6 protein-coding genes and 1 tRNA gene are annotated in these 10,129 nt (G+C 39.5%); 4 read left to right on the top strand and 3 right to left on the bottom strand.

The window, feature by feature from the left end; all coding sequences use genetic code 11:
- The first annotated feature begins 630 nt into the window (after positions 1-630).
- The 4 genes from IQ228_RS01760 to IQ228_RS01745 all read left to right on the top strand — a co-directional run bounded on the left by IQ228_RS01760 (position 631) and on the right by IQ228_RS01745 (position 7,596).
- Positions 631-1,284, top strand: a complete 654-nt coding sequence (locus IQ228_RS01760; protein WP_193962030.1) for a bifunctional 2-polyprenyl-6-hydroxyphenol methylase/3-demethylubiquinol 3-O-methyltransferase UbiG — start codon at positions 631-633, stop codon at positions 1,282-1,284.
- 231 nt (positions 1,285-1,515) lie between these two features.
- Complete coding sequence (locus IQ228_RS01755) at positions 1,516-2,214, top strand: glycosyltransferase family 2 protein (protein WP_228043634.1); 699 nt, start codon at positions 1,516-1,518, stop codon at positions 2,212-2,214.
- A gap of 989 nt (positions 2,215-3,203) precedes the next feature.
- Positions 3,204-4,940, top strand: a complete 1,737-nt coding sequence (locus IQ228_RS01750; protein ID WP_193962029.1) for a carbamoyltransferase C-terminal domain-containing protein — start codon at positions 3,204-3,206, stop codon at positions 4,938-4,940.
- 430 nt (positions 4,941-5,370) lie between these two features.
- Positions 5,371-7,596, top strand: coding sequence for a polysaccharide biosynthesis tyrosine autokinase (locus IQ228_RS01745; RefSeq protein ID WP_193962028.1), 2,226 nt, complete (start codon positions 5,371-5,373; stop codon positions 7,594-7,596).
- 504 nt (positions 7,597-8,100) lie between these two features.
- On the opposite strand, the gene IQ228_RS01740 is transcribed toward IQ228_RS01745, so the two are convergent.
- The 3 genes from IQ228_RS01740 to msrA all read right to left on the bottom strand — a co-directional run bounded on the left by IQ228_RS01740 (position 8,101) and on the right by msrA (position 9,981).
- Positions 8,101-8,184, bottom strand: a tRNA-Leu gene (locus IQ228_RS01740).
- 108 nt (positions 8,185-8,292) lie between these two features.
- On the bottom strand, positions 8,293-9,168 hold the full coding sequence (locus tag IQ228_RS01735; RefSeq protein WP_193962027.1) for a M48 family metallopeptidase: 876 nt from the start codon (positions 9,166-9,168) through the stop codon (positions 8,293-8,295).
- A 147-nt stretch (positions 9,169-9,315) separates the two neighbouring features.
- Positions 9,316-9,981: a peptide-methionine (S)-S-oxide reductase MsrA gene (msrA, locus tag IQ228_RS01730; protein WP_027402586.1), complete on the bottom strand. Its 666-nt coding sequence runs from the start codon at positions 9,979-9,981 to the stop codon at positions 9,316-9,318.
- Positions 9,982-10,129 lie beyond the last annotated feature (148 nt).

Raw genomic sequence — 10,129 nt, 5'->3', positions numbered from 1 at the left:
ACCCTAACCCTCCCCTTGTAAAGGGGAGGGAACTGGATTTTTATTGTTTCCCCCCTTTACAAGGGGAAAGGGGGGTAGCAATGTGATGAAAATTACGGAATACCACTTTTCAAACATCCTCTTAGTGTCAAATTTATTTTGACGGAGTTTTGGTAGTGCGGGCATCTTGCCCGCGAGACGCTCACACTACTTTCAAACTGGTAGTTAGCGATCGCCCCTTAGTGTCAAATTTATTTTGACGGTAGTGCGGGCATCTTGCCCGCGTGAGCGAGACGCTCACACTACTTTCAAACTGGTAGGTAGTGCGGGCATCTTGCCCGCGTGAGCGAGACGCTCACACTACTTTCAAACTGCTAGTTAGCGATCGCTCCTTAGTGTCAAATTTATTTTGACGGGGTTTTGGTAGTGCGGGCATCTTGCCCGCGTGAGCGAGACGCTCACACTACTTTCAAACTGCTAGTTAGCGATCGCCCCTTAGTGTCAAATTTATTTTGACGGTAGTGCGGGCATCTTGCCCGCGTGAGCGAGACGCTCACACTACTTTCAAACTGGTAGTTAGCGATCGCCCCTTAGTTATATTTTATAAAATATATTACCCCCCTTAACTTACCAAATAACCTCCTAAAACAAATGACTACCACACCCAACCAATACGAATATTCCTATCAAAATAGTCAAGCTGGACACCATCATAGTTATTTGCTAAAACCACTTATAGAAATGATGTCAGAAATGCTACCCCCCCCCAATAAACAAAAACCTCGGATTTTAGATATTGGTTGTGGTAATGGTAGCTTGAGCAATTTCCTAGCACAGCAGGGTTATGAGGTTGTTGGTGTTGAAGAGTCTGAATCAGGTGTAAAATTGGCTAATCAAACTTTTCCCGATTGTCGCTTTATTCAAGGTAGCATTTACGATTTACCATACTCCGAACTAGGAGACAACTTTGATATTGTAATTTCTATTGAGGTAATTGAGCATTTATTTTATCCTAAAGAATTAGTCAGAAGCGCTAAAAAATGCCTCAAACCCAATGGTGGGTTAATACTTACCACACCCTATCATGGTTATCTAAAAAACCTAGTTATGGCTGCTACAGGGAAAATGGACAACCATTTTACCGTTCTTTGGGATGGTGGTCATATCAAATTCTTTTCCGTACCAACCATGACGGCTTTGCTTAAATCAGAGAACTATACAAATATCAAGTTTAAGTTTGCTGGTAGATTTCCCTATCTTTGGAAAAGTATGTTGTGTTCTTGTAGTCTGTCAAATTTATTTTGACGGGTTTTGGTAGTGCGGGCATCTTGCCCGCGTGAGCGAGACGCTCACACTACAGTCCATGATTTTTATCTTGACAAACTACCAGTACAGCACGGCGTAAATAAAACAACCATTCTCAATCACTAAAAAGCTTACGTCATATTATTTTTGACTTTTGACTTTTGACTTTTGACTTCCGCCTTGCGGTACTAGTACCATAGTTCAATAACAAGAATTTATTTAAATATCCTAATGTTAGAAGAAATTACTCCCCTCATCCTTACCTATAACGAGGAAAATAACATTAATCGTACCCTGGAAAAACTTAAATGGGCAAGTAAAATCATTGTTATTGACAGTTATAGCACAGATACAACATTAGAAATTTTGTCTTCCTATCCTCAAGTAGAAGTATTTCAAAGGAAATTTGATTCCTTCGCTAGTCAATGCAATTATGGACTGTCAAAAATCACATCAGAATGGGTACTATCTCTAGATGCAGATTACATATTAACCGATGATTTAATTCGGGAAATTACATCTTTACCAATAGAGTCAGATATAAATAGTTATAGTGTCAGGTTCAAATACTGTGTTTTTGGTAAACCCTTACGCGGTACTTTGCTTCCACCCCGCAAAGTCTTTTACAAAAGGGAAAAAGCAATTTATCAAGATGATGGACACGCTCATAGAGTTGTGGTACAAGGTAAATCTAGTCAATTATCAGCATACATCCACCACGACGATCGCAAACCATTGAGTCGTTGGTTATGGGCGCAAGATCGTTATATGGTAATTGAAAGTAAAAAACTTCTAGAAACACCAGAGCATGAACTTAGTATAGGCGATCGCCTTCGCAAAGGCAAAATCCTCACCCCTTTACAGCAGTTGCAGGTTGAATGCAATACAATTAAGGGAGCAGACCCTGCGCCCCTACAGGATTGGCGATGAAACTTTGTACCTCATAACAGCAGGAAGTGCTGTAATAATCTTATAGGGATTAAAAGATTGAGCGGATTAGGTTGTTTGCTATGATAAAAGTTACTAAAATCCGTGAAATCAGCGCAATCCGTCTAATCCGTGATTCAGACCTTTTTCCCCGCGATCGCCCTCGCAAAGGCAAAATCCTCCCACCTTTAATAATCTTCATCTAGAGACTTCCAAATAAAAAAATGTCTCAAAACTGATGCAGAAATTCTCTCTCTGTGTACTCTGTGCCTCTGTGGTTCGTTTCTTAGGATAATTTATTTCTTGGAAGTCTCCTATTGTCTCATCCGCAAAGGCGGTATTCTTGACAGACTATTAGTAGATTCTGACCATGAAAAATTCAGAAAGTAGGGGCGCAGGGTCTGCGCCCAGAAACGATTCATCAATAACAGCATGAAATTTTGGCATATTTTTTTTAATTGGAAGCCTCTAACTTACTTTAAGCGATCGCCTTCGCAAAGGCAAAATCCTCCCACCTTTAATAATCTTCATCTAGAGACTTCCAAATAAAAAAATGTCCCAAAACTGATGCAGAAATTCTCTCTCTGTGTACTCTGTGCCTCTGTGGTTCGTTTCTTAGGATAATTTATTTCTTGGAAGTCTCCTATTATCTCATCCGCAAAGGCGGTATTCTTGACAGACTATTAGTAGATTCTGACCATAAAAAATTCAGAAAGTAGGGGCGCAGGGTCTGCGCCCAGAAACGATTCATCAATAACAGCATGAAATTTTGGCATATTTTTTTTAATTGGAAGTCTCTAACTTACTTTAAGCGATCGCCTTCGCAAAGGCAAAATCCTCGCACCTTTAATAATCTTCATCTATTTAAGCTACAGATAGCTAGTTATTGAGTCGTCTTGAGACGACTTTTGCTATGAGATTGGGAATTCATTCCCAGTTAGGTTATAACCAGATTAAACAATTTTCTCATAAACTCATAAATTAATAAATCAATGAATATTCTCGGAATTAACGCCTATCACGGTGATGCTTCGGCTTGTTTAATCCAAAATGGTCAATTAATAGCAGCCATTGAAGAAGAACGTTTTAATCGAGTTAAACATTGGGCAGGATTTCCCACAGAATCTATCCGTTATTGTTTAAAAATAGCTGGTATTAGTGCCAAAGAGTTAGATCACGTTGCATTATCCTTTAATCCCAAAGCCAATCTCAATCGTAAACTCCTATTTACCCTCAAACAACGTCCATCATTATCATCGCTACTAGATAGATTTAACAAACAAAGCAAATCCACCAATCTTCAGGAACAACTAGCCGCAGCTTGTAATTGTCAACCCCAGGAAATTACAGCACCTATCCATACCCTAGAACATCATACCACACACCTAGCCATCGGTTTCTTTATTTCCCCCTTTGAAAAAGCTGCTATTTTATCTGTTGACGGTATGGGAGACTTTGTAAGCACCTTGTCAGCAGCAGGAGAAGGTAATCATTTAGAATATTTCACGCGGACGCACTTTCCCCACTCTATTGGTTATTTATATAATGCCATTACCCTGTATCTAGGCTTTCCTGCCTATGGTGACGAATACAAAGTTATGGGACTAGCCCCTTACGGAGAACCAGAATATCTAGAAGCCTTTAGAAAGATCATCTTTCCGAAAGGAGATAGTTTTGAACTAAATTTAGATTACTTTACCCACCATGAGCAGGGTATCGCCATGAAATGGGATAATGGCGCACCCACCGTTGCACCTTTCCATAGTCCAGAACTAGAAAAACTATTAGGCCCAGCAAGACAGGTAAATTCTGAACTGACACCCAAACATCAAAATATTGCCACATCCCTACAAGCCATAACAGAAGAAATCATTTTTCATTTACTAAATCAACTACATCAACGCTACCCTTGCGAAAATCTCTGTTTGACAGGTGGTGTAGCCATGAATTCCGTAGCCAATGGCAAAATTACCCAAAATACTCCCTTTAAAAATGTTTACATTCCTCTAGGGGCTGCTGATAATGGTACTTGTATCGGTGCAGCCTTCTTTATTTGGAATCAAATTCTCAAACAACCTCGTCAGTTTATTTTAAGTCATGCTTATTGGGGTTCTGAGTTTTCTGACGAAGAATGCTTATTAGCATTGCAATCTCACGATTTACAACCTAAAAAGCTTGAAAAAGCGGTAATGTTAAATCATGTTGTAGATGCCATTTGCAACGGCAAAGTAATTGGTTGGTTTCAAGGTAGAATGGAGTTTGGCGCAAGAGCATTAGGCAATCGTTCATTGATATCCGATCCTCGCCGCGCTGATATGCGAGATATAATCAATCTAAAAATTAAATTCCGAGAGAAATTCCGTCCTTTTGCTCCCAGTATTCTGGAGGAATTTGTTGGAGAATACTTCGAAATTGATGAACCAGCCCCCTTTATGGAGAAAGTCTTCAAAATTCGCCCCGAAAAAAGAGAAAAAATTCCCGCTGTGACTCATGTAGACGGAACTGGAAGGTTACAAAGTGTGAGCCAGAACACTAATCCTCTTTACTGGGAATTGATTAATACATTTTACCAACGTACTGGTATTCCCCTGCTTCTAAATACATCTTTGAATGAAAATGAACCTATTGTGAGGACACCGCAAGAAGCTATCAAATGTTTTTTGAGAACTAATATGGATAGCCTAGTTCTGGGCTGTTATTATGTGGATCGGAGTTCTATAAAATACTGATTTCCATCCTAGTACAAAACGGCGTAAATAAACCAACCATTCTAAATCCTCCAAAAGCCTATGCTGTCTTCATTTTGACTTTTGACTTTTGACTTTTGACTTTTGACTTCCGCCTTGCGGTACCCACAACAATTTTTAACGCCAACTTACTTGCATGATTTCTGGTATCTCACTTAATTGCATATCGCTATAATCAATAAATTTTAGTAGTTAGTGGTTATCAGCGTTTAAAATTGCTAGACTATGACTCATCCAGGTAAAAAAACAGTTAAGTAATTGGATAAAAATATTTACAGTCATTGCGAGCGAAGGGAAGCAATCACAACCCTTTCGATTGCTTCATTTCACTTCGTTCCATTGGCAATGACATTGTGTAATTGATTCTATCTTACTACTTGCACATCGTCAGTTATTCACCGCAAAAGAACCTATGCTTGACCAACTTACAAACGATAAAAACGCTCAGAATAATACCACTCCTGTTTCTACATTATTTCCCAATCCCACATTTTCCCAATTTTCAGAAGAGGCTAGTGATTTTAACCTCAAGTCCTTTCTTGGTCTTTTACAGCGCCGAGCAATTATCATCATGGGGGTTGCTTCCGTTGCTATGGGTGGTGTTATTTATACAACTTTTCAACAAGTACCAATTTACGAAGGCAACTTCAAAATATTAGTTGAACCTGTTAATAGTGACTCTGAACTAGGAAAGATCGACGTGGGATTCGCTAATACCCTTAGATCATCTGGACTAGATTATGAAAGCCAAATTCAAGTTCTCCAAAGTCCAGAACTGCTGAGAGATTTTATTAAAGAAATACAAAAATCTCATCCTGATATTGATTATAATACCATTTCCCAAGGGTTAACTATTCGTCGCTTGGGGCAATCCAAAATAATCCAAGTTAACTATAAAAGTGATAATAACCAAAAAATTAAACTCATATTAGACCCTCTGGCTGATTTTTATTTAAAATATAGCCTCAACAAGCGACAAACAAAGCTCCGGCAGGGAGTTCAATTTGTGGATTCAAAACTACCTGAAATCCGAATTAGGCTAGGACAGTTGCAAAAAGAAATGCAAATGTTCCGCCAAAGATACAATTTTATTGATCCAGAAAACCAATCTCAAGTAGTTTCTTCGCAAATTCAATCGTTGACACAACAAAGACTAACTATAAATCAACAGTTAACCGCTGCCAGAGCTACTTATGAGAGGCTACAGAGACGTGAAGAACAGTTAGCAATTCTCAATACTGCCCCTCTTTATCAAACCCTAATTGGTCAACAACGCCAATTAGATATCCAGCTATCTGGAGAATTAACTCGGTTTCAACCAGATAACCCAGTTATCCGCACCTTAGAAGAAAAAAGATCCAACCTTTTACCTATTATTGAGGCAGAAGCAGCACGCACTATTAATATCAGAATATCTGAAGCTACGGATCTAATTAAGAAAATAGAAGTAGACAATCAATATATAGTACAAGCAGAAAAACAACTGCAATTGAAATTAGACCAGTTGCCAGTTTTGTCTCGGCAATATGCTGAAATCCTACGGAATTTACAAATAGCCAATGAAAGTTTAAATCGCTTATTAGCTGCTCGTGAGCAATTGCAAATACAAGTAGCTCAAACAGAACTACCTTGGGAATTAATCCAAGCAGCTAATAAGTCTCTATATCCAATTTCTCCAGATATTCCCCGCAGTTTGATGTTGGGATTTGTGGCTAGTTGTTTATTAGGCATAGGTGCTGCTACTCTGAGAGAACAGACTGATAATACCTATCACAGTGTTGAAACTGTCCAGGATAAGATAGGACTGCCTTTATTAGGATCTCTTCCCTTTAATAAAAACCTAGTTCAGAATCCATCTTTAAACTTGATAAACAAAAATCAACAACCAGAAGTAGTTCTAGACCCTCTTCTCATAAATGATGAACCAGCTAAAACTTCTGCTCGTAGACCTTCCCGATCAAGCTATTATTATGGACAGGGATCATTTTGGGAATCTTTACAAGTTTTATATAGTAATATTCAACTGCTTAATTCTGATAAACCAATTAGGTCTTTAGTTGTTTCCTCTGCTGTCCCTGGAGATGGTAAAAGTACGGTGGGATTTAGTCTGGCAAAAACAGCCGCGATTATGGGGAAAAAAGTATTAATTGTAGATTGTGATCTCCGCAAATCCAAGGTTCACAAACTATCAAAATTAAATAATCTCTGGGGACTAAGTAGTTTAATTTCTTCAGATATAGATGTCAAGCAAGTAATTCAAGAAATGCCCGAACTTAAGGGTTTATCTGTGATTACGGCAGGTCCTGTACCACCTGATCCGGCGCGGTTACTCTCATCAGATAAAATGATTCAACTGATGAACTATTTCTCTGAGAATTTTGATTTAGTGATTTATGATACTCCTCCTTTGTCAGGATTAGTAGATGCTAGGCTAGTAGCAATTAATACTGATGGTGTCATGTTAGTTATCAGAATTGATAAAACAGATAAATCAGTCGTCAAGCAACTTGTTGATACGCTAAAAGCATCTCCCATCAATTTACTAGGAACGGTAGTCAACGGCGAGAAATTCCGAGGACTGGGATATAACTATAATTACAGATATAGTTCATATTACTATACTAAGAGTAATAGTTAAACACGGGTGAGATTTAAACTTTTGCCAAAAACCCACAACCCAACTGGGAATGAATTCCCAGTCTCATAACAAAAGTTGTCTTTTGATGACTAAAAGAACTAGAAATTTTTGAACTTTTTCTCGTTCCCATACTCTGTATGGGAATGAATTCTAGAAGGCTCTGCCTTCTATGATATTAGAGGTAGAGCCTCTGTAATAGCATTCCCAGTCAGAGACTGGGAACGAGATAACTAGAAATTTTTCTCGTTCCCATACTCTGTATGGGAATGGATTCTAGAAGGCTCTGCCTTCTATGATATTAGAGGCAGAGCCTCTGTAATAGCATTCCCAGTCAGAGACTGGGAACGAGATAACTAGAAATTTTTCTCGTTCCCATACTCTGTATGGGAATGAATTCTAGAAGGCTCTGCCTTCTATGAAAACTTACTGTCAGTAAACTTTAGCCATTAGCCCGGAAATTCATAGGTGGGTCTGTCGGCCAAACAAATAAAGCCTTGACAAATATGGGCAGGAGGAGAATCGAACTCCTATGACCTCACGGCCGCCGCATTTTGAGTGCGGTGCGTCTACCAATTCCGCCACCCGCCCTTGGGTGTGACTTTACCATTATAGCCTATTTTTTTAGTTTGGCAATAGGTAATTAGATTTAATTTAGAAACTTTTTGGGAAATTTCCAGAAACGGATTCCTGTAAAATCTACCAATTCCGCCATCCGCCTGGGGATGGAGATTCACCTTTGTAATTAATCCCCTGATTTTGCACTAACTGTTGGTACTCCTGACTACTTGCCCAACGGTCAATTTCCCTGGCTCGTAGTACGGGGACAGGATGGCTTAATTGGGCTGTGCGGGCGGATTTGACCATTTCCCCCAATTCAGTTTTGCTAATGTCATCATAGGCGCGAGCTTGGTCTACAAAGGCATCTAAATTGAGTTGAGGCGCTAAACTGGGAGAACCACCTGCTAACTTCATTAATACTGACATGACAACTTTTGGGTTTTGAGTAGCTAACAAAGCGGCGCGATCGCAGGTAAACTCAGCACAGCGGACCCATTCTAATAATTGTGACTGAATAGCTTGAGCCAAGACAGCGCCGACATTTGGGACAATGGCAGCGGCTAAAATCAATAAATTCACAGGTGTTAAATACACACTATGATCACACTTGAGATGACCTAATTCATGGGCAATTACAGCCTGTATTTCTTCAGGTGTAAGAATCTCAATCAAGGATGTATGAATGACCACAAAAGGCTGATTACCTCGCATGGCAAAGGTATAAGCGTTGGGGGCTGGGTGTTGGCGCACATATAACTGAGGTGGATCAATATCCAGAATTTGACAAGCTTCCAATAGTAACTTGTGTAAATCAGGAAGTTGTTTTTCTCCTACCAAAATACTAGAAGCGATATTTTCCACATAAAAAACCTGTTCAGCCATTGGACCTAGCAAATTCCGCACCATCATATCTAAACCGGGAATTTGTTTGAGGGTTTTGGTGGCTTCCAAGTCCAGAGGATGACGGAATGAGTCTGCTTTTAAGCCTGTGAGTGAGGTTTTGAGTAAGGACATAGTATTTAAATTAATCAAAAAGTGAATTCCAATGTTTACAACATAACAAGTTTGGGTTGGGAGATAGCAAAACCCAAGATGATCGAGGATTTTGTTGGGTTTCCTTGCGTCAACCCAACTTACGATATGATGTTTATTTCTATACTTCTAACTAACTTGTGCTTCAGCAACACCTACGGGACAAGCTACGTTAGTACCACCTAAACCACAATAACCACCGGGGTTTTTGGCTAAATACTGCTGATGGTATTCTTCAGCATAATAAAATTCAGGTGCATCTAAGATCTCTGTGGTAATTTTATCATACCCAGCACCGTTGAGGGCTGATTGATAAGCGTTCTTTGATGCTTCCGCTAGTTGTTTTTGCTTTTGTGAATAAACGTAAATTCCTGAGCGGTATTGAGTACCGGCATCATTACCTTGACGCATCCCTTGGGTGGGGTTGTGGCTTTCCCAGAACACTTTCAATAGTTGGGAATAAGTAATAATTTTGGGGTCGAATACAACTAATACTACTTCATTGTGACCCGTCATGCCACTACATACTTCTTGATAGGTGGGGTTGGGTGTGTAACCAGCCGCATAACCTACCGCAGTGGTATAAACTCCTGGTTGTTGCCAAAATTTGCGTTCTGCTCCCCAAAAACAGCCTAAACCAAATATGGCGGTTTCTAACCCTGGGGGAAAAGGCGCTTTTAGAGGATTTTTATTAACGTAATGTTGTGCGGGTACTCGCATTACTTCTGCCCGTCCTGGTAAGGCTTGCTCTGGTGTAGGTATAGTTGACTTTTTACCAAATCCGAATATGCCCATTGTTTTTAATTTGTATTATGTATGATTGCTATTCTTCTTTATTGTAAAGATTTTTGTCGCTATTCCGGGTTGGGGTGAATAAATTTCATGGTGTTGTTGACGAATCATTGGCAGGGCGCAGGCCCTGCGCCCCTACTTTCTGAATTTG

It is taken from the genome of Dolichospermum sp. LEGE 00246, assembly GCF_015207865.1.
In the GTDB taxonomy this organism is placed as follows: Bacteria; Cyanobacteriota; Cyanobacteriia; order Cyanobacteriales; family Nostocaceae; genus Dolichospermum; species Dolichospermum heterosporum.
The sequence above is the reverse complement of the archived record's forward strand: the minus strand, read 5'-3'. Positions and strand labels throughout refer to the sequence as shown.